Annotated in this window: 22 protein-coding genes; 15 read left to right on the top strand and 7 right to left on the bottom strand. The window is 70.2% G+C overall.

Annotated features, from left to right (window positions below; translation table 11 throughout):
* Positions 1 to 9: 9 nt before the first annotated feature.
* The 3 genes from N8A90_RS05030 to N8A90_RS05040 are packed head-to-tail and all read right to left on the bottom strand — an operon-like array spanning position 10 to position 2,748.
* The gene (locus N8A90_RS05030; RefSeq protein ID WP_262073547.1) at positions 10 to 486 is read right to left on the bottom strand and encodes a hypothetical protein; all 477 of its coding nucleotides are present in this window, start codon (positions 484 to 486) and stop codon (positions 10 to 12) included.
* 11 nt (positions 487 to 497) lie between these two features.
* A complete protein-coding gene (gene hemL / locus N8A90_RS05035) occupies positions 498 to 1,781 on the bottom strand; it encodes a glutamate-1-semialdehyde 2,1-aminomutase (protein WP_262073548.1) in 1,284 nt (427 codons plus the stop codon).
* Between the two features lie 4 nt (positions 1,782 to 1,785).
* Positions 1,786 to 2,748 (bottom strand): hydroxymethylpyrimidine/phosphomethylpyrimidine kinase, encoded by a 963-nt coding sequence (locus N8A90_RS05040; protein WP_262073549.1) that lies wholly within the window; start codon positions 2,746 to 2,748, stop codon positions 1,786 to 1,788.
* 111 nt (positions 2,749 to 2,859) lie between these two features.
* Here N8A90_RS05040 and N8A90_RS05045 point away from each other — a divergent pair, with 111 nt between their 5' ends.
* The 6 genes from N8A90_RS05045 (at position 2,860) to N8A90_RS05070 (ending at position 12,735) form a co-directional block, all read left to right on the top strand.
* Positions 2,860 to 3,030, top strand: a complete 171-nt coding sequence (locus N8A90_RS05045) for a rubredoxin (RefSeq protein WP_262073550.1) — start codon at positions 2,860 to 2,862, stop codon at positions 3,028 to 3,030.
* A 79-nt stretch (positions 3,031 to 3,109) separates the two neighbouring features.
* On the top strand, positions 3,110 to 3,511 hold the full coding sequence (locus tag N8A90_RS05050) for a PleD family two-component system response regulator (protein WP_262073551.1): 402 nt from the start codon (positions 3,110 to 3,112) through the stop codon (positions 3,509 to 3,511).
* Positions 3,512 to 3,877, top strand: coding sequence for a response regulator transcription factor (locus N8A90_RS05055; RefSeq protein WP_262073552.1), 366 nt, complete (start codon positions 3,512 to 3,514; stop codon positions 3,875 to 3,877).
* Positions 3,878 to 3,893: 16 nt separating this feature from the next.
* Positions 3,894 to 4,433 (top strand): chemotaxis protein CheW, encoded by a 540-nt coding sequence (locus N8A90_RS05060; RefSeq protein ID WP_262073553.1) that lies wholly within the window; start codon positions 3,894 to 3,896, stop codon positions 4,431 to 4,433.
* A gap of 39 nt (positions 4,434 to 4,472) precedes the next feature.
* Positions 4,473 to 6,803 carry a methyl-accepting chemotaxis protein gene (locus N8A90_RS05065; RefSeq protein WP_262073554.1) on the top strand — a complete coding sequence of 777 codons (2,331 nt, stop codon included), beginning with the start codon at positions 4,473 to 4,475 and terminating at the stop codon, positions 6,801 to 6,803.
* Between the two features lie 28 nt (positions 6,804 to 6,831).
* Entirely contained in the window at positions 6,832 to 12,735 is a 5,904-nt protein-coding gene (locus N8A90_RS05070) for an Hpt domain-containing protein (protein WP_262073555.1), read from the top strand.
* 28 nt (positions 12,736 to 12,763) lie between these two features.
* On the opposite strand, the gene N8A90_RS05075 is transcribed toward N8A90_RS05070, so the two are convergent.
* Positions 12,764 to 13,849: a helix-turn-helix transcriptional regulator gene (locus tag N8A90_RS05075; RefSeq protein WP_262073556.1), complete on the bottom strand. Its 1,086-nt coding sequence runs from the start codon at positions 13,847 to 13,849 to the stop codon at positions 12,764 to 12,766.
* Positions 13,850 to 14,035: 186 nt separating this feature from the next.
* Positions 14,036 to 15,526: a cryptochrome/photolyase family protein gene (locus N8A90_RS05080; RefSeq protein WP_262073557.1), complete on the bottom strand. Its 1,491-nt coding sequence runs from the start codon at positions 15,524 to 15,526 to the stop codon at positions 14,036 to 14,038.
* Between N8A90_RS05080 and N8A90_RS05085 the strand changes: the two genes are divergently transcribed.
* The 8 genes from N8A90_RS05085 (at position 15,525) to N8A90_RS05120 (ending at position 22,307) form a co-directional block, all read left to right on the top strand.
* On the top strand, positions 15,525 to 16,124 hold the full coding sequence (locus N8A90_RS05085) for a YqgE/AlgH family protein (RefSeq protein WP_262073558.1): 600 nt from the start codon (positions 15,525 to 15,527) through the stop codon (positions 16,122 to 16,124). The two genes, N8A90_RS05080 and N8A90_RS05085, sit on opposite strands and share 2 nt — an antisense overlap.
* Positions 16,121 to 16,558, top strand: coding sequence for a Holliday junction resolvase RuvX (gene ruvX, locus N8A90_RS05090; protein ID WP_262073559.1), 438 nt, complete (start codon positions 16,121 to 16,123; stop codon positions 16,556 to 16,558). Before N8A90_RS05085 ends, ruvX begins: the two co-directional genes overlap by 4 nt.
* Positions 16,555 to 17,049, top strand: a complete 495-nt coding sequence (gene pyrR, locus N8A90_RS05095; protein ID WP_262073560.1) for a bifunctional pyr operon transcriptional regulator/uracil phosphoribosyltransferase PyrR — start codon at positions 16,555 to 16,557, stop codon at positions 17,047 to 17,049. The genes ruvX and pyrR overlap by 4 nt, the downstream gene beginning before the upstream one ends.
* A gap of 1 nt (position 17,050) precedes the next feature.
* A complete protein-coding gene (locus N8A90_RS05100; RefSeq protein ID WP_262073561.1) occupies positions 17,051 to 18,013 on the top strand; it encodes an aspartate carbamoyltransferase catalytic subunit in 963 nt (320 codons plus the stop codon).
* Positions 18,010 to 19,296 carry a dihydroorotase gene (locus N8A90_RS05105; protein WP_262073562.1) on the top strand — a complete coding sequence of 429 codons (1,287 nt, stop codon included), beginning with the start codon at positions 18,010 to 18,012 and terminating at the stop codon, positions 19,294 to 19,296. The genes N8A90_RS05100 and N8A90_RS05105 overlap by 4 nt, the downstream gene beginning before the upstream one ends.
* A gap of 15 nt (positions 19,297 to 19,311) precedes the next feature.
* On the top strand, positions 19,312 to 20,055 hold the full coding sequence (locus N8A90_RS05110; protein ID WP_262073563.1) for a lysophospholipid acyltransferase family protein: 744 nt from the start codon (positions 19,312 to 19,314) through the stop codon (positions 20,053 to 20,055).
* A gap of 94 nt (positions 20,056 to 20,149) precedes the next feature.
* Entirely contained in the window at positions 20,150 to 21,346 is a 1,197-nt protein-coding gene (locus N8A90_RS05115) for a YncE family protein (protein WP_262073564.1), read from the top strand.
* A gap of 7 nt (positions 21,347 to 21,353) precedes the next feature.
* Entirely contained in the window at positions 21,354 to 22,307 is a 954-nt protein-coding gene (locus N8A90_RS05120) for an ornithine cyclodeaminase family protein (protein ID WP_262073565.1), read from the top strand.
* A 21-nt stretch (positions 22,308 to 22,328) separates the two neighbouring features.
* Here N8A90_RS05120 and N8A90_RS05125 read toward each other — a convergent pair whose 3' ends face one another.
* Together N8A90_RS05125 and N8A90_RS05130 are read right to left on the bottom strand one after the other, a co-directional pair.
* On the bottom strand, positions 22,329 to 23,468 hold the full coding sequence (locus N8A90_RS05125) for a DSD1 family PLP-dependent enzyme (RefSeq protein WP_262073566.1): 1,140 nt from the start codon (positions 23,466 to 23,468) through the stop codon (positions 22,329 to 22,331).
* A gap of 224 nt (positions 23,469 to 23,692) precedes the next feature.
* Positions 23,693 to 25,084 (bottom strand): PLP-dependent aminotransferase family protein, encoded by a 1,392-nt coding sequence (locus N8A90_RS05130; protein ID WP_262073567.1) that lies wholly within the window; start codon positions 25,082 to 25,084, stop codon positions 23,693 to 23,695.
* Positions 25,085 to 25,428: 344 nt separating this feature from the next.
* Between N8A90_RS05130 and N8A90_RS05135 the strand changes: the two genes are divergently transcribed.
* The gene (locus N8A90_RS05135) at positions 25,429 to 25,911 is read left to right on the top strand and encodes an MSMEG_0572/Sll0783 family nitrogen starvation response protein (protein WP_262073568.1); all 483 of its coding nucleotides are present in this window, start codon (positions 25,429 to 25,431) and stop codon (positions 25,909 to 25,911) included.

A 25,911-nucleotide genomic window follows, 5' to 3' on the forward strand; every position in this document is an offset into this window, starting at 1 on the left:
CGGTCTGGCTCAAGCGCCGCCGAAGCGGTACTTGAGCTGGAAGCTCAAGGCGCCGTAGAGGCGGTCCTTGTAGCTGGGGATGAACGCGATGTTCAAGCCCCAGTTGCGCCCCTCGATGGCCGCGGTCGGAATCAGCGCCGGGAACCAGCCGCCGTGGCGGAAGTTGGGGTAGCCGTCGAAGGCGCCGACCACCGCACCGAGCTTCACGCCGTAGAGCTCGAAGGGCATCACGTACACGCCGAGGTAGCGGGAGGTTTCGCGGTCGCTGTTGTGGAAGATGCCGGCGGTGAGCGAATAGGTGGAATCCAGTGTCCACTCGACGCCGAGCCCGGGGTTCACGTCCTCCAGGCCCTTGTGGCGATCGAAATGGTACGAATAGAAGCCCGGGTTCAGCCAGAGCCGGCTGGGTTCGGACTGGGCTGCCGCCACGCCCGGCAGGAGCGGGCTCAGGGCCAGCGTGGTGAGCAGCAGGGAACGCAGTCGCATGGTGACAGGGCTTACAGGGTCTTGAAGATCTGCCGGGCCGCGTCGATCGTCGCGGCGATGTCGTCGTCGCTGTGCGCCGCGCTCACGAAGCCCGCTTCGTACAGCGCTGGCGCGATGTAGACGCCGCGGTCCAGCAGGCCATGGAACAACGTGTTGAAGGTCGCGTTGTCCGTGGTCATGACTGTGGCGTAGTTCTGTGGCAGTTCGTTGAAAAGAAAGAAGCCGAACATGCCGCCCTCGCTGTCGGCGCTGAAGGGCACGCCCTCGGCGGCCGCAGCGGCCTTCAGCCCGGCGGCCAGCGTGCGGGTCTTGGCCGACAGCGCTTCGTAGAAGCCGGGCTTGGCGATTTCCTTGAGCGTGGCCAGGCCGCAGGCCGTGGCCACCGGGTTGCCCGACAGCGTGCCGGCCTGGTAGACCGGGCCGAGCGGCGCGAGCTGCTCCATGATGGCGCGCGGCCCGCCGAAGGCCGCCAGCGGCATGCCGCCGCCGATGACCTTGCCGAGCACGGTGAGGTCGGGTTGGATGCCCAGCACGCCCTGCGCCCCGTGCAGGCCGACGCGAAAGCCCGTCATCACCTCGTCGAACACCAGCAGCGCGCCGTGCTGCGTGCACAGCTCGCGGCAACGTCGGGCGAAGGCGGGTGTGGCGCGCACGAAGTTCATGTTGCCGGCGATCGCCTCGATCATCAGGCAGGCCATGTCGTTGCCGTGGAGCGCGAAGGCTTCCTCGAGCTGCGCGATGTTGTTGTACTCGAGCACCAGCGTGTGCTGCACGGCTTCGGGCGGCACGCCGCCCGAGGTCGGGTGGCCGAAGGTCGCGAGGCCCGAGCCGGCCTTGACCAGCAGCGCATCGGCATGGCCGTGGTAGCAGCCCTCGAACTTGATGAGGTGCTTGCGGCCGGTGGCGCCGCGCGCCAGGCGCAACGCGCTCATCGCGGCTTCGGTGCCCGAACTCACCAGGCGCACCATCTCCATCGAGGGCACCAGCGCGAGGATGGCCTCGGCCAGTTCGATCTCGCGCTCGGTCGGCGCGCCGTAGGAGAAGCCTTCGAGCACGGCCTTCTGCACCGCCTCCACCACGGCCGGATGCCCGTGGCCCAGGATCATCGGACCCCAGGAGCCGATGTAGTCGATGTAGCGCTGGTCGTTGGCGTCCCAGAAGTAGGCGCCCTGCGCGCGGGTGATGAAGCGCGGCGTGCCGCCCACGGCCTTGAAGGCGCGCACGGGCGAGTTGACGCCGCCGGGGATGACGGCGCGGGCGCGCTCGAAGAGGCGTTGGTTGTTGTCGATGGTCATGAAGTCAGTGGCGGGTGTCGTGGGGTGGCAGGGCGAAGTCGGGCGCGTCGCCCGCGCCGTCGTCGTCTTCGTCGTCCTCGGGCTGGGCCCAGAAGAGGCGGTCGGGCAGCACATGGCCCATGCCGGGGCGGAAGCCCGCGTCGAGGCAGCGGTCCATGTAGCTCAGCGCTTCGGAGGTGGCCGCGACCAGGTCGGTGCCGCTGGCCAGCAGTGCCGCCAGCGCGGCCGACAGCGTGTCGCCGGCGCCGGCGAAGACGGCCTCGAGGCGCTCGAACTTCTCGCTGGCGAGCACGGCCTGCGGCGACGCGAGGACGTTGTCGATGAACTGGTCGGGCAGCACGATGCCGGTGACCAGGGTGTAGGGCGTGCCCTGTTCGCCGGCGGCGCGGGCGATGTCGCGCGCCGTCGGCGGCTTGTCGCCGGCCCAGTCGGGCAGCAGCCAGCGCCACAGCGTGCTGTGGTTGCCCACCAGCACGGTGGTCTGCGGCAGCACCAGTTCGCGAAAGGCGTCGAGGTAGGCCTCGATCTGGTTCTCGTCCCACCACGACAGGTTGGGCATGTACGCCACGACCGGCACGTCGGGGTAGTCGGTGGCGGTCTCGGCGATGGTGCTGAGCGTCTCCGGCGAGCCGGCGAAGCCGACCTTGATCAGCCGCACCTCGACGTCTTCGAGGATCGCGCGGGTCTGCTCGGCGACAGCCTCTTCGTCGAAGGCGAAGTGGTCGAAGATCTCGGCGGTGTCGCGTGCGTATGCGCCGGTCACGACCGGCAACATGTGGGCGCCGACGGACGCCATGGCCAGCGTGTCGCCGGCGAGGCCACCGGCACCGCTCGGGTCGCTGGCGTTGAACACCAGCACGCAGGGCGGGTTCAGTTCGGCCTCCGCGGCGGCGATGTCGTCGGGATTCGGGTCGTTAAGATCACCCATGCTGCAGGCACCTTCCGCGGGTAATAGGTAAGTTGTCAAACGCCGTCCCAGGCCGGGGCCATGGTGGCAGATGTGAGACGTTCACCCCACAAGGAGGCGATACGTCTAGATACAATCGTTGCATTCTATGAACAGGGACTTTAAGCTGCGATGAATACGAAAACCTGGATGTGCCTGATTTGCGGGTGGATCTACGACGAAGCGGTTGGGGTACCTGAAGATGGTATTGCGCCCAACACCGCCTGGGCAGATGTTCCGATGAACTGGACCTGTCCGGAATGCGGTGCGCGCAAGGAAGACTTCGAAATGGTCGAGATCTGAAGCATGGCATAGGGTGACACCCGCCGCACGGGCCAATGTGCGGTGGCCGACGGAAGTCTCTAACGAGGAGCGTGTGGCAATGAGCACGAATGGGTCTGGTTACAAGGTGCTCGTCATCGACGACAGCAACACCATTCGGCGCAGCGCCGAAATCTTCCTCAAGCAAGGCGGCCATGAAGTGCTGTTGGCGGAGGACGGCTTCGACGCCCTGTCCAAGGTCAACGACCATCGGCCGCACCTGATCTTCTGCGACATCCTGATGCCGCGCCTCGACGGCTACCAGACCTGCGCCATCATCAAGCGCAATGTCGACTTCTCCAACGTGCCGGTGGTCATGCTGTCGTCCAAGGACGGTGTGTTCGACAAGGCGCGCGGCCGCATGGTCGGCTCCCAGGACTACCTCACCAAGCCTTTCACCAAAGACCAGCTGCTGCAGGCCGTGCAGCAGTTCGGCATCGTCCAGCAGAAAGAAGTGCAGTAAATGCCCATCCACAAAGTACTCGTGGTCGACGACTCCAAGACCGAACTGGTGTTCCTGACCGACCTGCTCCAGAAGAACGGCTTCTCGGTCAAGACGGCGGAGAACGCCGACGACGCGATGCGCCGCCTCGAGGAAGAGCAGCCCGACCTGATCCTGATGGACGTCGTGATGCCCGGCCAGAACGGCTTCCAGCTGACGCGCGCCATCGCCCGCAACCCGCAGTACGCGAGCGTGCCGATCATCCTGTGCACCAGCAAGAACCAGGAAACCGACCGCGTCTGGGGCATGCGCCAGGGCGCGCGCGACTACATCGTCAAGCCGGTGAACGCGGCCGAGCTGATGGCCAAGATCAACGCGCTCGCCTGAGCGACGCCCGCCGCCCATGGCCAACCGCGACGCTCTGCGCGCCTTCCAGTCCCGGCTCGCCTCCCGCCTGCAAGCGGCGCGCACCTCGGACGTGTCGGCCTCGTGGCTGGCCGTGGAGGCCGGCGACGGCAAGTACCTGTTCCCGCTGGGCCATGCCGGGGAGATCTTTCCCTGGACGCCGCCGCAGCCCGTGCCCTACACCGAGCCCTGGTTCCTGGGCGTGGCCAACCTGCGCGGCGGCCTGTACGGCGTGGTGCAGCTGTCGACCTTCGCGACCGGCCGGACGCCAGCCGCCGCGGCACCGGCCGTCGAAGGCGTGCGTGCCCAGTCGCGGCTGGTGGCCCTCAATGAACTGCTCGAAGTCAACTGTGCCCTGCTGATCGACCGCCTGGTCGGGCTGCGCGGCGTGGAAGCCTTCACCGATTCCCGAGCCCCGGCCGCCGACGCGCCGGCGTGGCTCGGGCATGCCTACATCGACGCGGCGGGGGAGCAATGGCAGGAAATCAATCTGCAGTTCCTCTCGCAGCAATCCCGTTTTCTGAGCATCGGCGCCTGAGGGCTTGCCGGGCGTTGACATCAACGTGAAGGACCGACCGTGAGTTCGATCGCCGACAAGTTAAAGAAGTACCTGCCCGCCAACGACGGCAACGCCAGCGTCCGCGTGCATGGCGACTCCACCCTGTCGCTGGACAATGTGGAAACCATGCAACCTCCCGAGGAGCCAACGGTGCATTTCCCACGCCCGGAGAACGAGGCCTTCCCGACCGGTGCCGTCCCGGACGCGCCGGCCATGAACGAGCCCATCACGCCGTCGACGACGGCTCCCGTCGAGGCGCCCCTGGCGAGCGGCGGCCGCGGTGATGCCGGTGCACACACCGCGCCCCCGAAGTCCAGCCCCGCCAGGCAACAGCGCATCTTCGCGATCGCCCTGGCCGTCGTCGTGCTGCTGTTGCTGGTGGTGGCGGGCTCCGCCATCCTGCGCGCCGACCGCCTGGCGCAGCAGGTGGCGTCGACCGGTCAGTCGCTGATGCAGTCGCAGCGGCTGGCCAAGTCGGTGTCGCAGGCCCTCGTGGGCAACGCGGCCGCCTTCGCCGAAGTGCGCGACAGCTCGGACGACCTGACGCGCCGGGTGCAGGGTCTGGCCAACGGCGACGACGCGCTCAACCTGGAGCGCGTGGGCGGCCAGTACGACGCCGATCTCGCCAAGATCACCCCGCTGGTCGAGCGCGCCGACAAGAGCGCCAAGGCCGTGCTGGCGCAGCAGCAGATCCTCACGCAGGTGGGTGCCGCGCTGCGCGACATCAACCGCCAGTCGTCCGACCTGCTCGAGATGGCCGAGACGGTGGCCTCCATCAAGATGCAGCAGAACGCCACCATCCCCGAGATCGCGGCCGCCGGCCAGCTCGTGATGCTGACGCAGCGCATCGGCAAGTCGGCCAACGAATTCCTGACGGTCGAAGGCGTGAGCCCCGACGCCGTGTTCCTGCTCGGCAAGGACCTCAACACCTTCCAGGAAGTGGCGCGCGGCCTGCTCGACGGCAACGCCCAGCAACGCCTGCCGGGCACGCGTGACACGCAGGCCCGCCAGCAGCTCGAAGCCATCCTCAAGACCTACGAACAGACCCGCACGCAGGCCGGCGCCATCCTGGGCAATCTGCAGGGCCTGGTGACCGCCCGCGAAGGCCAGGCCGCGATCCTGGCCGACAGCGAGCCGCTGCGGCTGGCGCTGGGCGAACTGCAGGTCAAGCTCTCCGAGCGCACGGGCCTGGGTGTCGGCACGATCGCCACCCTGTTCCTGCTGTCGCTGGTCGCGCTGGCCCTGGCCGGCGGCATCGGCTTCGTGCAGGTGCGCGAAGGCCGCGAACGCGCCCTGGCGGCCGAGCATGAACGCGTCGAGGCCGAGCGCCTGAGCGAAGAAGCCAGCCGCGTGAACAGCGCCAACCAGGCCGCCATTCTTCGGCTGATGAACGAACTGCAGACGGTGGCCGAAGGCGACCTGACGCAGGAAGCCACGGTGACGGAAGACATCACCGGCGCCATCGCCGACTCGGTGAACTACACGGTGGAAGAACTCCGCCTGCTGGTGGGCAACGTGCAGAACACGGCGACCCGGGTGGCGCACACCACCTCGCAGGTGGAGAACACCTCGACCGAACTGCTGGCGGCCTCGACCGAGCAGCTGCGCGAGATTCGCGAAACCGGCCAGTCGGTGCTGACCATGGCCGAGCGCATCAACGGCGTGTCCTCGCAGGCGCAGGAATCGGCCACGGTGGCGCGCCAGTCGCTGATGGCCGCCTCGTCGGGCCTGCAGGCGGTGCAGAACGCGATCGGCGGCATGAACGCGATTCGCGACCAGATCCAGGAAACCTCCAAGCGCATCAAGCGCCTGGGCGAATCGTCGCAGGAGATCGGCGAAATCACCGAGCTGATTTCCGACATTACCGAGCAGACCAACGTGCTGGCGCTGAACGCCGCCATCCAGGCCGCCTCCGCCGGTGAAGCCGGCCGCGGCTTCTCGGTGGTGGCCGAAGAAGTGCAGCGCCTGGCCGAACGCTCCGCCGACGCCACGCGCCAGATCTCGGCGCTGGTGAAGGCGATTCAGACCGACACCCAGGATGCCGTCGGCGCCATGGAGCGCTCCACGCAGGGGGTGGTCGAAGGGGCCAAGCTGTCCGACAACGCGGGCACCGCGCTGTCCGAGATCGACCGCGTGTCGCGCCGCCTGGCCGACCTGATCGAGCAGATTTCGCAGTCGGCGTCCCGCGAGGCCGATTCGGCCAACGTGGTGGCCGCCAACATCCAGCACATCTTCGCCGTGACCGAGCAGACCGGGGAGGGCACGCGCACCACCGCCCAGCAGGTGCGCGAGCTGTCGCACATGGCCGAAGAGCTGCGCCAGTCGGTCGCGCGCTTCAAGATCGCCTGACCGCCGAGCGCCCAACGTGCCGACGCCCGTGCCCGCCAACGCCCCGAACCCCGGCACGTCGCCGGCCCTCCAGGATCTCGGGCCCTTGGCCTGGGTCATCGACGAAATCCAGAAGACGCTCGACGGCGCCGGCAAGGCGCTGCGCCGCTTCGCGCGCGAGGGCGCCACGGAGCCCGACACCGGCCCGCTGCGCCTGGCGCGCCAGCAGCTGCACCAGGCCGTGGGCGCGCTCACGATGGTCGGCCACAGGGCGCCGGCCCTGGTGGTGGGCGCGATGGAGTTCGCGGTCCAGCGCTACATCGACCAGCCGGCCGGCTGCAGCGAAGCGGCGGTCCTGAAGCTCGACCGCGCCGGCTTTGCCGTGGCCGACTACCTGCATGCGCTGCTCGGCGGCAAGAACGTGTCCTCGGTCGGGCTGTTCCCGCAGTACCGCGACGTGCTCGAGATGGCCAGCAGCGACCGCGTTCACCCGGCCGACCTCTGGACCCACACCTGGCGCTGGGCCGAGATCAGGCCCTCGCCCACCCTGACCGCGCTGGTGTACGACCCGGCCGTGCGCTCCAAGCTCGACCGCGAGGTGCTCAAGATCGTCAAGAGCGGCGACGACCGCGCCGCGCGCCGTCTGCACGAACTCTGCCTGGGCCTGGCCCGGGGCTCGTCGGTGCCGCGCGTGGTCAGTTTCTGGACGCTCGCCGCCGGCTTCTTCGAGGCGCTGGGCGCCGCGCTGCTGCCGGTCGACGTCTACGTCAAGCGTGCGTCGTCGCGCGTGCTGCTGCAGTACGCCACGCTGGCGCGCGGCGACACGGCGGTGTCCGAGCGGCTCGGTCAGGACCTGCTGTTCTTCTGCGCCCAGGCCGTGCCGGGCGCGCGCGACGACGTCCCCACGCTGCGCCAGGTGCGCAAGGCCTGGGGCATCGCCGACGACGAGCCGGCGGTCGACTACACCGTCGAACAGTTCGGCCGCTTCGACCCGCTGGTGCTGGTCCAGGCGCGCAAGCGCATCGAAGCCGCCAAGGAAATGTGGTCGGCGCTCTCGGCCGGCGACGTCTCGCGCACCCGCCAGGTGGCCGACACCTTCGTGCAGCTGGGCGAATCGCTGCAGAAGCTGCATCCGCCGAGCCTGCCGATGGTGCAGGCGCTCAACAACGCGGTCGACGCGTCGCTGCGCTCGGGCACGCCGCCGAGCACCGAACTCGGTCTCGAAGTGGCGACGGCCGTGCTCTACCTCGAGGCGGCCTTCGAAGACCTCGACCCGCACGACCGCCAGCTCACCGCACGCACCGTGCAACTGGCCGGCCGCATCGAGCGCGTGCGCGACGGCGGCCAGGCCGAGCCGCTCGAGCCGTGGATGGAGGAGCTGTACCGCCGCGTCAGCGACCGCCAGTCCATGGGCACCGTGGTCGACGAACTGCGCGCCCATCTCGGCGAACTCGAGAAGTCGCTCGACCAGTTCTTCCGCCGCCCGCACGAGCGCAGCGCGCTGCGCACCGTGCCCAGCCAGCTGCTGCAGATGCGCGGCGTGTTCTCCGTGCTCGGCCTCGACCAGGCCGCGCAGACCGTGCAGCGCATGCGCGAGAACGTCGACCACCTGCTGGAGGCCGCGTCGCCCACCGACGAGGCCCGCGACTTCGATTCGCTCGGCAACAACCTGGGCGCCCTGGGCTTCCTGATCGACATGCTGGGCTACCAGCCCGCGCTGGCCAAGCGCCTCTTCGTGTTCGACGCCGAGTTGGGCGAGCTCAAGCCGCTGATGGGCCGCAGCGCGGAGGCCGCCGTGGCCGATGCCAGCGCGCCCGATGCCGCCATCGCCGCGCCCGCCGCCGGGCCGGTGCTGAGCGTCGAGGAGGTCGATGCGCAGATCGCCGCCAAGCTCGCCGCGCTGGCCGCGCCGACCCGCAAGGCGGCGACCCCGATCGAGGAGTTCAGCCGCGCCGCCGACAGCTGGACCGCCAAGATCGTCGGGCCGACCGCCTTGCCCGACACCGAGGTCAACGAGCTCGACGAAGACGACCTGCAGAACATCTTCCTGGACGAAGCGCGCGAGGTGCTGGAGAACGGCAACGCCGCGGTGTCCCTGCTCGCGGAAGACCCGTCCGACGTGGGCGAACTCACCGTGCTGCGGCGCGCCTTCCACACGCTCAAGGGCAGCTCGCGCATGGTCGGCCTCACGGCCTTCGGCGATGCGGCCTGGTCCTTCGAGCAGGTGCTGAACACCTGGCTGGCCGACCAGCGCCCGGCCACGCCCGAGCTGCTGAGCGCCACCGAGCGCGCGCTGAAGGACTTCTCCGCCTGGGTCGGCGCCATCGCCGCCGGCCAGCCGCACGACTGGGAGCCCTCGGCCTTCAGCCGTGTCGCCGAGGCCTTGCGCAGCGGCGACCCGCTGCCGCCGCCGGCCGCCATCGCGCTCGACGCACTGGCCGTCGCGGCCCGGCACATCGCCGCGGAGGCGCCGCCCGCACCGCGGCCGGTGCCCGAAGCAACCGCGCCCGAGCCCGCCGCCGAGGCGCCCGCGACCGACGCGCCCCGCGCCAGCGAGATGGACGACGACTTCGCGTCCACCGACTTCCTCGATTTCGCACCGCGGGACGTGACGCCGGCGACCGAGTTGCCACCGCCCGTCGGCGGCGAGGACATCGACTTCCTCGAGACCGCGCACGCATCCATCGATCCGTTCCGCGTGCCGACGATGACGCTGGACTTCGACCTGAGCGAGTCCGCACCGCTGGAAGCCCCCGTCGAGCCGCGTGCCGCACCGGCGCCCGCCGTGCTGCCGCCGTTGCCCGACCTGTCGTTGACAGCGCCTGCCCAGGCTGCCCCGGTTGCCACGCCGGACGAGCCCGACGCGGCGCAGGAAGAACTCGACGCGCTCGCCAGCCTGCTGGCCGCGCCCGAATTGCGCCTCGACGAGGCGGCCGCCTTCGCTGCGCCGGTCGATGTGCCCGCCGAAGCACCGGCCATCCCGGCTATCGAGGCGGCACGGCCCGTTGCGGTGGAAGCACCCCCCGAACCGGCGCCCGAACCTGCCGCGCCCAGCGCCGACGACGCCGTCAAGGCGATCGGTCCGCTGCGCATCGGCATCGCGCTCTACAACGTCTACCTCAACGAAGCCGACGAATGGTCGCGCCAGCTCGCCACCGACGTCGGCGAATGGGCGCTCGAGCCGCATCTGCGCATCGGCGATTCGACCGTCGCGCTGGCGCATTCGCTCGCGGGCAGCTCGGCCACGGTCGGCTTCCAGGGCCTGTCGGGCATGGCGCGGCTGTTCGAAACCGCGCTCCAGCACCTGCACCGGCAAGGCCGCGGCACGGCAGAACAGGGGCGCGTGCTGGTGGCGGCGGCCGACGAAGTGCGTTACCTGCTGCACCAGTTCGCGGCGGGCTTCCTGCGCGATCCGTCGGACGAAACGCTGCAGGACCTGCGCGACGTCGCCGCGTCGCAACTGCCGGCCGACACCCCGGACAGCGGCCCCGCGCCGCTGGGCTTCGCCGGCGCCGCCCGCGCCGACGTGTTGCTGGACGATTCCGACGACGCCTACGACCTGGCCGATTCGGTCGACCTCGACCTGTTCCCGATCTTCGAGGAAGAGGCCGCCGAGCTGATGCCGAAGCTGGGCGGCGCGCTGCGCGCCTGGCTGGCCGACCCCTCGGCCGATGCGCCGCGGGCGTCGGTGCTGCGCACGCTGCACACGCTCAAGGGCAGCGCCCGGCTGGCCGGCGCGATGCGCCTGGGCGAGCGTGCGCACCGCATGGAGTCCGAGATCGAGTCGATCGGTGCCCAGGGCGCCGACCGCATGGCCGTCGAGGCACTGCTCGCTCGCTTCGACGCGCTCCAGTCCACCTTCGATGGACTGCGCGGCATCGGCATCGGCGACGGCGAAGCGCCGTCGGACGACGAGCCCTTCGTGGCGCCGACGCCGGTGGCAGCACCGGTGCCCGACGCTGCGACGCCTGTCGCCAGCCCGGAGACCACCGCCGCCAACGAGTCGCCGGCCGCAGCGCCGGCCGTGCGCACCGGCACCGTCGCCGTGCCGCTGCCGTCGATGCTCGTGCCGCTGCGCAGCAGCGCCTCCCAGCAGGCGGTGCGCATCCGCACGCAATTGCTCGACCGCCTGGTGGCCCAGGCCGGCGAGGTGATCATCACGCGCTCGCGGCTGGAGGCCGAGCTCAACCAGTTGCGCGGCTCGCTCGGCGACCTGACCGGCAACCTCGACCGCCTGCGCCAGCAGCTGCGCGACATCGAGGTGCAGGCCGAGAGCCAGATGCAGTCGCGCCTGGCCCAGGCCAAGGATTCGCAGCAGGGCTTCGACCCGCTCGAATTCGACCGCTTCACCCGCGTGCAGGAACTCACCCGCATGATGGCCGAGTCGGTCAACGACGTGGCCACCGTGCAGCGCACGCTGCAGAAGACGGTGCAGGCGACGGAAGACGACCTGTCGGCGCAGGCGCGCCAGACCCGCGAACTGCAGCGCGGCCTGCTGCGCACGCGCATGGTGGAGTTCGAGGGCATCTCCGACCGCCTCTACCGCGTGGTACGCCAGGCCTCGAAGGACACCGGCAAGCAGGTGCGCCTGGACATCGTCGGCGGCTCCATCGAGATGGACCGCGGCGTGCTGGAACGCATGACGCCGTCGTTCGAGCACCTGCTGCGCAACAGCGTGGCGCACGGCATCGAGAGCGCCGCGGCGCGCGAGCAGGCCGGCAAGGAGTCGAGCGGCCTGATCGCCATCGAGCTGCACCAGGAAGGCAACGACGTCTCGGTCAGCTTCCGCGACGACGGCGGCGGTCTCGACCTGGAACGCATCGCGCAGCGTGCACGGGCCCTGGGTCTGGCCACCGAGGGCGAGGTGCTCTCGCCCGAAGCGGCGGCCGAGATGATCTTCAAGCCCGGCTTCTCGACCGCCGAACAGGTGTCGGAGCTGGCCGGCCGCGGCATCGGGATGGACGTGGTGCGCGCCGACGTGGCGGCGCTCGGCGGTCGCATCGAAACGCACAGCACGCCGGGGCAGGGCACCACCTTCAAGCTGGTGCTGCCGCTGACCACCGCCGTGACGCACGTCGTGATGCTGCGCGCGGGCGGCACGGCCGTCGGCGTGCCCTCCAACCTGGTCGAGCTGGTGCAGCGCGTGAGCGCGGCCGAACTCGACATGGCCTACGCCAGCCAGCAGTACCTCTTCGCCGGCGAGCCGGTGCCCTTCTTCTGGGCCGGCGCGCTGCTGCAGTCGTCCGCCCGCAGCGAGGCCACGGGCAGCAAGACGCACGCGGTCGTGGTGGTGCGAAGCGCCGCGCAGCGCGTGGCGCTGCACGTGGACGAAGTGCTGGGCAACCAGGAAGTCGTGGTCAAGAACCTCGGCCCGCAGCTGTCGCGGCTGCCGGGCATGGCGGGCATCTCGGTGCTCGCGTCCGGCGCGGTGGCGCTCATCTACAACCCCGTGGCGCTGGCCGCCGTGCATGGCGACCAGGCGCGCGCCATGCAGCAGGCGGGCCGCGCCGCTGCCGCCGCGGGACAGGGCGGGGCGCCGTCCGCGGCCGCGCCGGTGCTGGTGCAGGAGGCGCCGCTGGTGCTGGTGGTCGACGACTCGATCACCGTGCGCCGCGTCACCCAGCGCATGCTGCAGCGCGAGGGCTACCGCGTGTCGCTGGCCGCCGATGGCCTGCAGGCGCTGGAGCGTCTGCAGACCGAGCGGCCGGCGGTGGTGCTGTCGGACATCGAGATGCCGCGCATGGACGGCTTCGACCTGGCGCGCAACATCCGTGCGGACGAGGCGCTGGCGCATCTGCCGATCATCATGATCACCTCGCGCATCGCCGAGAAGCACCGCGAGCATGCGGCGCAGCTGGGCGTGAACCACTACCTGGGCAAGCCCTACTCGGAAGAGGAACTGCTGCGCCTGGTGCGCACGTACGCGCAGGTCGAGACCTCGGCCGCGGCCTGACGCGGCAGAGCGGCGTCGGTCGGGCGCCCTACGTGGGCAGCCCCGCCCGCACCAGGTCGACCTGGCGGGTGCAGCCCATCTTGTCCTTGATCATCGCGATCTGCTTGCGCACGGTGTGGATCGAGACCCCCCGTGCCTCTGCATGCTGTGCCGGCGACTGGCCCGCGATCAGCGCGCCGAGCACCCGCTGCTCGGCGGCCGTGAGGTCGTAGGCCGGCCCGAGCGTGCGCAGCCGGGCCTCGATCGAATCGGGCGCCGGACGGATGCGCAGCAGCAGGAGCGGCTCGTTGCCCAGCCGCGCGATCCGCGCCGCCGGCGCCAGGTCGATCTGGCAGCCTGCCACCTCGCCTTCGTCCGGCAGGGTCAGCGTGAGCCGGCGGTCGCGCTCGGCGACGCTGGCCAGTGCACCGTAGAGCGCCTCGCGCAGGGCCGGCGCGGCATGCCACAGCCGGCCCTGCCGGACGCGCAGGATCTGGTTCAGCGCGAACCAGGCCTGGGCGCGCGGCGACTGCCGAAGCACGGTGCCCTTACAGCTGACCAGGCAGAGCGCTTCTTCGAAGCCGTCGAGGGCGGACTCGGCGGCCGCGAACCATTGTTCCGTCGCCATCCGACGCTGCTGCACGGCACTGCCGATGGCGGCCGCCAGTGCCGCGCCCGCGCCTTGCTCGAGCTGCCGGCGCCCGGTCTCGCGCGGCTCGGCACGCTGTACCGTGAGGCCGCCGTGGCGGGTCGGCGTCTGCTCCACGATCAGCGTGAGCATCTGCCGCATGCGGTGCCGGCACATGAAGTCGACGTAGTAGGGGTTGCGCGAGAGCGCATTCGGGCTGAACAGCTCGGCCGTGTCGAACCAGCTGCCTTCCGGCGATCCGGTCGTCGCGGGCGTCACGATGTCGTGGGCATGGTAGTGCGCCACGTACTCGCGCTCGGCGGTCGCCGAGACGCCGCGCTGCTGGCAGTCGAGCAGCTCGCCGGTGCGGCTGAAGAGGATGAAGCTGGCGCTATCGCCCCCGATCAGCTGGCGGGCGCCTTCCAGCACGTCCCCCCAGGGCGGCGCGGCGTCGCTCAGGTGGTGAGCGGCTTCCAGCGTGCGATGAAGCACGGGGTCTTGGATCACGAGTACCTCCGCGGGCTGTCCGTCGAGCAGTCACCTCCCCGCACCGACCCTACATGCATGGGGCCCGCCGTCAATCTGCCAGATGGCGGAGGGGGCGGGCGTGCGGGCAGCAGGGGCCTGCAAGGGTGTCAGGTGTGCGCTGCGGCGGAATCATCCAAAGTGATGACGTCCTGCGGCTTTTAGGCCTCAGTCGCGCGCGGCCACCTTGCGCACCACGCCGTAGCGCTGCAGCGTGCGCTCGCGTGCCTCGGCGTGGTCGACGATCGGCTTGGGGTAGTGCTCGCCCAGCGTCAGCCCCGCCGCTTCGAGCTCGACCGGCGAGGCGGTCCAGGGCGCGTGGATCACCTTGTTCGACAGCGGGGCCAGCTGCGGCAGGTAGCGCCGGATGAACTTGCCCTCGGGGTCGAAGCGCTCGCTCTGCGTCATCGGGTTGAAGATGCGGAAGTAGGGCTGCGCGTCGCAGCCGCTGGAACTGGCCCACTGCCAGCCGCCGTTGTTCGACGACAGCTCGAAGTCGTTCAGGTGCAGTGCGAAGTAGGCCTCGCCGCGGCGCCAGTCCAGCCCCAGGTCCTTGCACAGGAAGCTCGCCACCACCATGCGCAGTCGGTTGTGCATGTAGCCGCTCTGGTGGATCTGCAGCATGGCCGCGTCGATCAGCGGATAGCCGGTGCGCCCCTGGCACCAGGCGTCGAACAGCGTGTCGGCGTGCTTGCCGTGGTGCCAGATGATCCTGTCGTACTCGGGCCGGAAGCTCTTGCCGTCGGCCAGTTGCGGGTGGTGCGCCAGGATCTGGAAGTAGAAGTCGCGCCAGATCAGCTCGCTCAGCCAGGTCGCGGCGCCGGCGTTCCCCTGCTGCGACAGCCGATGCGCCACGTTCGCCAGCTGCCGGATCGACACCGTGCCGAAGCGCAGGTGCACGCTCAGGTAGCTCGGCCCGCGCACGGCCGGGAAGTTGCGCGCCGCGTCATAGCGGTCGATGCGGTCGACGAAGTCCTCGAACAGTGCCGCGCCGCCCTGGGTGCCGGTCGGGATCTCCAGCGTCGACAGGTTGGTGGCCTCGAAGCCGATGTCTTGCAGGGAGGGCACCGGCGCGTCGTGGCGGGCGGGCGGTGCGATCAGCGCGTCGGCATACCCGCGCGATGGGTAGGGCTTGAGGAAGAAGTCGTCGACCTTGGCCAGCCAGGCGCGCTTGTAGGGCGTGAACACGGTGTAGGGCTGGCCGGTCTTGGTCAGCACCTCGTCGCGCTCGAACACGGCCTGGTCCTTGGCCGTGTGGAAGGCGATGCCGGCATTGGCCAGCGCGCCGAAGACCGTCGCGTCGCGCTCGATCGCAGCGGGCTCGTAATCGCGGTTGGCGAACACCGCCTGCACGTCCAGCGCGTGGGCCAGCTCGGGAATCTCCTCCTCGGCCGCGGCGTGGCGGACGATCAGCCCGCCGCCCAGCGAACGCAGGTCGGCGTCGAGCGCGGCCAGCGATTCGCGGATGAACTCCACCCGGCGGTCGGCCTTCGGCAGGCCGTGCAGGATGGCCGTGTCGAAGACGAAGACGCAGACCACTTCGCGGCAGGTGCGCAGGGCTCGCCAGAGGGCCGCGTTGTCGTCCACGCGCAGGTCCCGGCGAAACCACATCAGGCCCTTGGGATAGGTTTTGTCGACGGCCAGTAAAATCGGGGGCATGTCTTCCGATTCTGCCCCGATGAACCTCACGCATCATTTCCTGATCGCGATGCCGGGGCTGGCGGACCAGGCCTTCAACCGCAGCGTGGTCTACCTCTGCGAGCACAGCGAGCGCGGCGCGCTCGGCCTCGTCATCAACAAGCCCAGCGACATCAACCTCAAGGTGTTGTTCGAGAAGATCGAACTGCACCTCTCGCGCCCCGAACTCGGCGAGGCGCCGGTGTTCCAGGGCGGCCCGGTGCAGACCGAGCGCGGCTTCGTGCTGCACGAGCCGGTCTTCGCCGACGCCGACAAGCCCGAGGAATCGGTCTACGCGTCGACCATGACGATCCCCGGCGGCCTCGAGATGACGACGTCCAAGGACGTGCTGGAGGCGCTGGCCACCGGCGCCGGCCCGCGCAAGGTGCTGGTGTCGCTCGGCTATTCGGCCTGGGGCGAGGGCCAGCTCGAAAGCGAACTGGCCGAGAACAGCTGGCTCACCGTCGGTGCCGACCCGGCCGTCATCTTCGACACCCCCGTCGAGCAGCGCTACGACAAGGCGCTGCTGCTGCTGGGCCTGGAGGCCTGGAAGCTGTCGCCGGATGCCGGGCACGCATGAGCCCGGTCATGCCCGACGCCGCTTCCGCTTCTCCCGCTCCCGTCCCGTCCCATTTCCAGTGCTTCCTGGCCTTCGACTATGGCCAGAAGCGCACCGGCGTCGCCACCGGCAACCGGCTGCTCGGCACCGCGTCGCCGCAGGCCACCATCAAGGCCGAGGGCGACGCGCGCTTCGTGCAGGTGGCCGCGCGCATCAAGGAGTGGCAGCCCGACGCGCTGGTCATCGGCGTGCCCTTCCACCCCGACGGCGCCGCCCACGACAACACGCGCGCCGCGCAGAAGTTCGCGCGCCAGTTGCGTGGCCGCTTCAACCTGCCGGTGTACGAGGTCGACGAGCGCTACAGCACGACCGAGGCGCTCGCCTCCGGCGCACGCGACGCCGACGCGGCCTCGGCCTGCATCATCCTTGAGCAATTCCTGAGGAGCCTTCCTTGAACGCCATCCCCGAAGCCGAAGCGCTCTACCGCGACCTGCTGACCGGCGTGACCGCGCTGATGCGGCCCGACACCCGCCTGGTCGGCATCACTTCCGGCGGCGCCTGGCTGGTCGAGCGCCTGCAGAAAGACCTGGGGCTGCCCGGTGCGCCCGGCATCATTTCCTCGGCCATGCACCGCGACGACTTCGCGCGGCGCGGCCTGTCGTCCAGCGCGCAGACCGCGCTGCCCTTCGACGTGAACGGCGCCGACGTGCTGCTGCTCGACGACGTGCTCTACACCGGCCGCACCATCCGCGCCGTGCTCAACGAGCTGTTCGACTTCGGTCGGCCGGCGTGCGTGCGGCTGGCGGTGCTGGTCGACCGCGGTGGGCGCGAGCTGCCGGTGGCGGCCGATTTCGCGGCCGCGACACTCACGCTGCCGCCCACGCGATCGCTCGCGCTGGCACGCGGCGAGGGCGGCGTCTTCAGCTTCGACGTCAAGGAGTCCTGAGGTGCTCTACAAGCGCAATCCGCAACTCAACAAGCACGGCGAGCTGATCCACCTGCTGTCGATCGAGGGCCTGCCGAAAAGCATCCTCACGCACATCCTCGACACGGCCGCCAACTTCACCAGCGTCTCCGACCGCGAGGTGAAGAAGGTGCCGCTGCTGCGCGGCAAGAGCGTGTTCAACCTGTTCTTCGAGAACTCCACGCGCACCCGCACCACCTTCGAGATCGCGGCCAAGCGGCTGTCGGCCGACGTGCTCAACCTCGACATCGCGCGCTCGTCCGCGAGCAAGGGCGAGTCGCTGCTCGACACCATCGCCAACCTCTCCGCGATGGCGGCCGACATCTTCGTCGTGCGCCACAGCGAGTCGGGCGCGCCCTACCTGATCGCGCAGCATGTCGCGCCGCACGTGCACGTGGTGAACGCCGGCGACGGCCGCCATGCGCACCCGACGCAGGGGCTGCTCGACATGTTCACGATCCGCCACTACAAGAAGGACTTCGCGAACCTCACCGTCGCGATCGTCGGCGACGTGGTGCACTCGCGCGTGGCGCGCTCGGACATCCATGCGCTCACCACGCTCGGCTGCGCTGAGGTGCGCGTGGTCGGCCCCAAGACGCTGGTGCCCGGCGACATGGCCGGCATGGGCGTGCGCGTGTGCCACACGCTCGAAGAGGGCATCAAGGACTGCGACGTCGTCATCATGCTGCGCCTGCAGAACGAGCGCATGAGCGGCGCCCTGCTGCCGTCCAGCCAGGAATTCTTCAAGACCTACGGCCTCACGCCCGAGAAGCTGCAGCTCGCCAAGCCCGACTGCATCGTGATGCATCCCGGGCCGATCAACCGCGGCGTCGAGATCGATTCGGCGGTGGTCGACGGCAAGCAGAGCGTGATCCTGCCGCAGGTCACTTTCGGCATTGCGGTCCGCATGGCCGTGATGAGCATCGTGGCTGGGAACGAAGCATGAATATCCTCATCACGAACGGCCGCGTGATCGACCCGGCCTCCGGCCTCGACCAACAAGGCGACGTCGCCATCGCCGACGGCAAGATCCTGTCCATCGGCCACACGCCGAGCGACTTCCGGGCCGAGCGCACGCTCGACGCATCGGGCTGCATCGTCGCCCCCGGCCTGGTCGACCTGGCGGCGCGCCTGCGCGAGCCGGGCTACGAACACGAAGGCATGCTCGACAGCGAGATGGCCGCGGCGGTGGCCGGCGGCGTGACCAGCCTGGTCTGCCCGCCCGACACCGACCCGGTGCTCGACGAGCCCGGCCTGGTCGAGATGCTCAAGTTCCGCGCCGAGAAACTGAAGCGGGCGAGGCTCTTTCCCCTGGGCGCCGTCACGCGCGGCCTGGCCGGCGAGGTGCTCACCGAGATGGTCGCGCTCACCGAGGCCGGCTGCGTCGGCTTCAGCCAGGCCGACGTGCCGCTGACCAGCACGCAGGTGTTGCAGCGCGCGCTGTCGTATGCCGCCACCTTCGGCTACACCCTCTGGCTGCGCCCGCAGGACCGCGACCTGGGCAAGGGCGTGGCCGCCAGCGGCGCGCTCGCCACGCGCCTGGGCCTGGCCGGCGTGCCCGTCGCGGCCGAGACCATCGCGCTCTTCACCATCTTCGAGCTGATGAAGAGCACCGGCGCCCGCGTGCACCTGTGCCGCCTGTCGAGCGCGGCCGGCGTGGCGCTGGTGCGTTCCGCCAAGGCGGAAGGCCTGCCGGTGAGCTGCGACGTCAGCATCAACTCGCTGCACCTGACCGACACCGACATCGGCTTCTTCGACAGCCGTGCGCGCCTGAACCCGCCGCTGCGCCAGCAGCGCGACCGCGACGCGCTCTCGGCCGCGCTGGCCGACGGCACCATCGACGTGCTGGTGTCCGACCACACGCCGGTCGACGCCGACGCCAAGACGCTGCCCTTCGCCGAGAGCGAACCGGGCGCCACCGGGCTCGAGCTGCTGCTGCCGCTCGCGCTGCAGTGGGGCGCGCGCAGCGGCGCCGGCCTGGCGCGGGCGCTGCAGGTCGTGACCTCGGCGCCGGCGAAGCTGATCGGCGCGCCCGGTGTCGGCACGCTGGCCGCAGGCGCCGCCGCCGACGTGTGCGTGATCGATCCGTCGCTCGAATGGCAGGTCGACGCCGACGCGCTGCGCAGCCAGGGCAAGCACACGCCCTTCATCGGCTACGCGATGCAGGGCCGCGCGCGCTTCACCCTGGTGGGCGGACGCGTCGTGCACGAGGCCGTCGGCGCCGACTGACGCCGATTGAAGAAGATGCGTTCGCTCCTCGCCTGCTGGAAGCTGCTGCGCGCCGTTGCCCACATGGTGAGCGGCTGGTGGACCATTCGTCGGCACTTCCCTGGCATGCCGCAGCCCGAGCGCGATGCGCGGGTGCAGCAGTGGGCCGAGCGGATGCTCGCGGTCATGGGCGTGCGGCTGGAAGTGCAGGGAACGCCGCCCGCCGCGGGCCCGGCGCTGGTGGTGTGCAACCACCTGTCGTGGCTCGACATCGTCGCCGTCCATGCCGCGCGGCATGTGCGCTTCGTCTCCAAGGCCGGCGTGCACCACTGGCCGGTGGTCGGCACGCTGGCCGTCGGCGCCGGCACGCTCTTCATCGAGCGCGAGAGCCGGCGCGATGCGCTGCGCGTGGTGCACCACATGGCCGAGGCCCTGCGCGACGGCGACATCGTGGCGGTGTTCCCCGAAGGCACCACCAGCGACGGCCGCGGCGTGCTGCCCTTCCATGCCAACCTGCTGCAGGCGGCCATCGTCTCCTGCGCGCCCGTGGTCCCGGCTGCGCTGCGCTTCGTCGACGCCGCCACCGGCGAGACCAGCGCGGCCCCGCTCTACGTGGGCGACGACAGCCTGATCGGTTCGCTGTGGCGCACGCTCACCGCGCCGCCGCTGGTGGCGGTGGTGCGCTTCGGCGCGCCGCAGCCCGCAGCCGACCGCGACCGCCGTGGCTGGGCGCAGAGCCTGCATGCGGATGTGGTGGCGCTGCGCGACGCGATACGCTGAGCGCTGGTTCGACCCTGTGCCGATGCGCCGAGGGCGCGGCTACGATGCGTTCCGCGGCGCACGCCGCAGTACACAACAACAGGAGACAACGCCCATGCGCACCCCCTTCTTTCACCTCGGCCTGGTGGCTCTCGCCGCCACCGCCTTCCTGGCCGGCTGCGGCGGCATGCCCGCCCCCGGCGCGTCGCGCCAGCTGATGCTGGTCGCCAACGACGAGAAGCAGTCGTGGACCGATGCCGGCGCCGTCGTGCTCGCGCCGCGTGGCCGCGACAGCGTGCAGGTGCTCGACATCGGCACCGACCCGTTGGCGCCGAAGCTCGTCGGCACGCTCGCACTGGACAACACCATCGCCGGCCCGCCGACGAACCTGGCCATCACCGCCGACGAGACGCTGGCGTTGGTCGCGAATTCGCTCAACGTGGTGGAGGAGAACGGCGTGCGCAAGCAGGTGCCCGACAACCGCCTCTTCGTGATCGACCTGAAGGCGACGCCGCCCCGGCTGATCGACACCCTGGCCATCGGCCGGCAGCCCTCGGGCCTGTCGATCAACAAGGCCGGCACGCTGGCGCTGGTGGCGAACCGCGCCGACAACTCGGTGAGCGTGCTGCGCATCGCGGGGCAGAAGGTGACGCTGATCGACACGGTGGCGCTCGGCGAATCGGTCGCGCATGTGCGCTTCACCCCCGACGGGCGCCGCGCGCTGGCCGCCAAGTTCCCGAGCCACAAGATCGCGCTGCTCGATGTCGTTGGCGAGAAGGTCACGTACAACAAGGTCGACCTCGCGGCCGGCCTGTGGCCGTACAACGTCGACGTCACGCCCGACGGCAAGCTGGCGCTCACGGCCGACAACGGCAACTCGGGCGCGTCGGACGGCCAGATCGACACCGTGAGCGTGATCGACCTCGAGGCCACGCCGCCGCGCGTGATCGACAAGGTGGTGGTCGGCGACGGCCCCGAAGGCCTGGCCGTGAGCCCGACCGGCAAGCTGGCGGTGGCCGTCCTCCTGCGCGGCAGCAACGCGTCGAAGAGCGCGTATTTCTACAACCGCAACGGCTCGGTGGTGGCACTGAAGATCGACGGCAAGAAGGTCACGCGCAGCAACGAGGTTGCCGTGCGCGGCCTGCCCGAGGGCGCGGTGTTCAGCGCCGACGGCAAGTACCTCTACGTGGGCAACTTCATCGACCAGGACGTGAGCATCCTGCGGGTCGATGGCGACACGCTGGTCGACACCGGCAAGCGCTTCGGCCTGGCCGGGCACCCGGCGGCGATGCGCGGGCGCGTGACGCATTGACGTGACGATGCGCTTCGTCGACAGCGATTCCACCCGGCGAGCGCTCGGTTTCGACCGCCTCATCCCCGCGCTGCGCACGATGTTCGCGACGGGCTGCGAGGTGCCGCTGCGGCACACGCACACGCTGGCGGATGCGCAGGGTGATGCGGCCGGCACGCTGCTCATCATGCCGGCGTGGCAGCCGGGCGCGTACCTGGGCATCAAGACGGTGGGCATCTTCCCCGGCAATTCGCAGCGGGGGCTGCCGGGCCTGCATTCGACCTACCTGCTGTTCGATGCGCAGACCGGCGTGCCGCTGGCGCAGCTCGACGGCAACGAGATCACCTCGCGCCGCACCGCGGCGGCGTCGGCGCTGGCCGCGTCGTACCTGGCGCCGGCCGATGCACGGCATCTGCTGGTGGTCGGCGCGGGCCGTGTCGCGGCGCTGCTGCCGACGGCCTACCGCGCGGTGCGGTCGATCGAGCGCGTCAGCGTGTGGGCGCGCAACGCGGCGCAGGCCGAGGCGCTGGCGCAGCAGTGGCGCAGCGAGGGCTTCGATGCGCACGCCGTCACCGACCTGCCGGCCGCTGCGGCCGAGGCCGACATCGTCAGCTGCGCCACGCTCGCGACCGAGCCGGTGGTGCACGGCGCCTGGCTGCGCCCCGACAGCCATCTCGACCTGATCGGCAGCTTCACGCCGGCGATGCGCGAGGCCGACGACGCCTGCTTCGGCGGCGGCGCGCGCCTGGTCGTCGACACCGCCGAGGCGCTGCACAAGAGCGGCGAGCTGCTCGGCCCGATGTCGCGCGGCGTGTTCGCGGCCGACGACGTGGCCGGCACGCTGGCCGACCTGTGCAGCGGGCGCGTGCCGGGCCGGTGCGAGGGCGATGGCCGCACCGTCTTCAAGTCGGTGGGCACGGCGCTGGAGGATCTGGCGGCGGCCGTGCTCGTGTTCGAGCAGGCCGAGGTGGCCGCAGCGTAGTCACCGCGTCATGCGGCGCCGTCACCAGCCGTGAAACCGGCGCCAGGTCTGCACCGTGCCGTCGTCGGCGAGTGCGTGGTAGTCGGGGAACTGCGCACCGGTGGCGCAGGCGTGGTTCGGCAGGATACGCAGGCGCGTGCCGAGCGGGAAGCGCGCGGCGACGTCGGGTTCGGGCGTGCCTTCGTGCGACACGATGCCGTGTTCCTGGTTCGCGCCCGACAGCAGGTAGCCCGGCAGCGGTTCGCCATCGACCGTGCAGACCTGGCCGTAGCCGAAGTCCTGCCCCATGCGCGCGGTGCCGCGATCGCGGCTCATCGCCATCCAGCCGGCGTCGACGATGGCCCAGCCCTTCTCGGCCTGGTGGCCGATCACGGTGGTGAGCACGCTCAGCGCGATGTCGTCGGTGCGGCACACGCCGACGTTGTGCATCACCAGGTCGAAGAACACGTACACGCCGGCACGCAGCTCGGTCACGCCGTCGAGGCGCGTGGCCTCCAGCGCGGTGGGCGTGGAGCCGACGCTGACCACCGGGCAGGGCAGCCCGGCCGCGCGCAACCGCTCGGCGGCCTGCACGCAGCCGGCGCGCTCCTGCTCGGCCAATGCGGCGAGCGCAGCGGGCGTGTTCAGTTCGTAGCTCGATCCCGCATGGGTCAGCACGCCGCCCAGGCGCATGCCGCCGTCGTGCAGCACGCGGCCGATGTCGAGCAGCGCGTCTTCGTCAGGTTGGATGCCGGAGCGGTGGCCGTCGGTGTCGATCTCGATCAGCACCTCGAAGGCCTCGCCGTGGCGCCGACCGAAGTCGGCGATGGCCCGCGCGCCGTCGAGGCTGTCGGTGATGATCTTCAGGTCGCAGCCACGCCGGCGCAGCGCCATCGCGTGCGCCAGCCGGTGCGCCGCCATGCCGACCGCGTAGAGGATGTCGGTCACGCCATCGGCGAAGAACTGGTCGGCCTCCTTCAGCGTCGACACGGTGATGCCCCGCGCACCCGCTGCGATCTGCGCCGCCGCCACCGGCGCGCACTTGGTGGTCTTCACATGCGGGCGGAAGCGCACGCCCAGCGCGTCGGCCTGCTGCTGCATGCGGGCGATGTTGCGCTGCATGCGCGGCAGTGCGATGAGGGCGGCGGGGGTGTCGAGGGTCTGGAGCGCGTCGAAGGGCATGGCTGCACTGTAGAGCCTTCCACCGTGCCTTCTCCGAGTCCAAAAAAAGCGCCCCGAAGGGCGCTGTAGAACGACGCCTTGCGGCGTCGCGAGGAGGGATCCTTTCCAACCGGCTCGGCATCGGAGGATGCTGTGAATGGCGCCAGCCTAGGCCGGCGGCCGCCGGGCGGCCTGCGGGAGAAGGCAGGCCGATGGCGTGGGCCGGTGCCTACAGCCGCAGGCCGCTACATCACGGTCGCATGCGGGTGCAGCGGATGCGCCAGCGTGTCGGCGATGAGCCGCAGCGCCTGGTCGCAATCGTCGCGCGACATCGGCCCGCCCAGGCAGATGCGTACGGCCTCGGGCGGGTTGCCGTCGGTCGAGAAGGCCGCGCTGGCAACCACGCCCACGTTCTGCGTGCGCAGGTACGACGCGAACTCGACCATGCTCCAGGCCGACGACAGCGGCAGCCACAGGTGGAAGCTCTCGCTCGGCGCGGCCACGCCGTAGGCGCCGAGGTGCTTCTGCGCCATGGTCTGCCGCACGTTCGATTCGGTGCGGATGGCCTGCAGCATGGCGTCGGCCGTGCCGTCTTCCACCCACAGCGTCGACAGCGCGTTGGTGATGGGCGAGGCCATCACCGTGGTCGCGCGCAGGGCGCCCGCGAGCCGCTGCGACTGCCGCGCGCTGGGCGAGCGCACGTAGGCGTTGCGCAGCCCCGCGCCCAGCGTCTTGGAGAAGCCGGTGATGTAGTAGGTCAGGTCGGGCGCCATCGAGGCGAGGGTGGGCGGCATCTGGCGCGGCAGCAGGCCGTAGGCGTCGTCCTCGATGATCGGGATGGCGTAGCGCAGCGCGATGTCGGCCAGCGCTTCGCGCCGCGCGCGCGAGATGGTCGCGGTGGTCGGGTTGTTGATGGTCGGGTTGAGGTACAGCGCCTTGGGCTTGAGCGTCTTGCACGCATGCTCGAAGGATTCGCCCATCGGCCCTTCCTCGTCGAGCGGCAGCGCATGCAGCTGTACGCCCAGCTGCGTGGCGATCGCCTTGACGCCCGGGTAGGTGAGCGCCTCCACGCAGATCAGCTCGCCCGGCCGCGCGAGCTGCGAGAACAGCGCGGCCAGCACGCTGTGGATGCCGGGGCACACCAGCATCTGGTCGAGCCGGCAGTCGGGGATGCGCGGGCGGATCCAGGCCATGCCGGCTTCGCGGTCGCGCACGGTGCCGCCGAAGTCCTGGTAGCGCAGCAGGTCGTACGGGTCGGTGTCGGCCATCACGCGCGCCGCACTCTCCTTCATGCGGTCGAGCAGGCCGGCGTCCTGCGGCTCGGGCGGCAGGTTCATCGTCATCTCGGCACCGCCACCACCGCGCAGCGGCACGGCCGGGCTGGTGCCGCGGATGAAGGTTCCTGTCCCCGCGCGCGAGTCGATCAGCCCGCGCTTGCGCGCCTCCGCGTAGCCGCGCGCCACCGTCGTGTAGTTCAGCCGCAGCTCGGCCGCCAGGTCGCGCAGCGTGGGCAGCTTGTCGCGCGCGCTCAGGCGGCCGGTGCGGATGTCCTCGGCGATGAGGTCGGCGAGCAGCAGGTAGGCCGGCTTGTCGCTGGCTTCGAGGCGCTTCTGCCAAGACTGGGTGATCTTGATCATGGAAAGTTGATTGCATCCATTGATTGCATCGGTGTCCAGTGATGAACGCATGAAGCGTGCCGCCTGCAGAGGGGGGCTATGCATTGATCGCGTGCATTCAGACCTATTGATCGGGTGCATTGATTGCACGAAAGGTGCCTCAATCGGGTGCGAAAAGCCAGGCCCGCGCTTGTTGGAAAGCGCCCTGCACGGCGTCGCAGTTATTTTTTCGAGCCCGCGCGGCGCATGCCTGCTGATTGATCGCGCATTGATCGCACGCAGGCGCTGGCGGGGTGGCACATCGCATGCGAAAGAGAAGGGCGCGCAATCAACCATCCCCAACGTCTTTCAACTGGAGTCCCCCCATGCCCGCAGTCACCAAAGCCCCGAACGTCGCCGGCGAACACCTCGTCGACTACGAAGAGAAAGTCTTCGAGGACGTCAAGGCCGAGCCCGGCGAGAAGGCGCTGGTCACCTTCCACACCGTGGCCTTCGAAGGCTCGATCGGCTTCGTCAACCTGTTGCAGGCCACGCGCTTGAAGCGCAAGGGCTACGAGACCTCGGTGCTGCTGTACGGCCCCGGCGTCACGCTCGGCGTGCAACGCGGCTTCCCGACGCTGGGCGACGAAGCCTTCCCGGGCCACCAGAACTTCAACAAGCAGATCGTCAAGTTCATGGAAGAGGGCGGCAAGGTCTACGCCTGCCGATTCGCGCTGCAGGCGCTGTACGGCCACGGCGAAGGCGCGCTGATTCCGGGCATCACGCCGATCAACCCGCTCGACGTGCTCGACATCGTGCTGCTGCACAAGAAGGCCGGCGCGGTGATCCTCGACACCTGGACGCTCTGA

The sequence above is a fragment of the Variovorax sp. N23 genome (assembly GCF_025486315.1).
Classification (GTDB): Bacteria; Pseudomonadota; Gammaproteobacteria; order Burkholderiales; family Burkholderiaceae_C; genus Variovorax.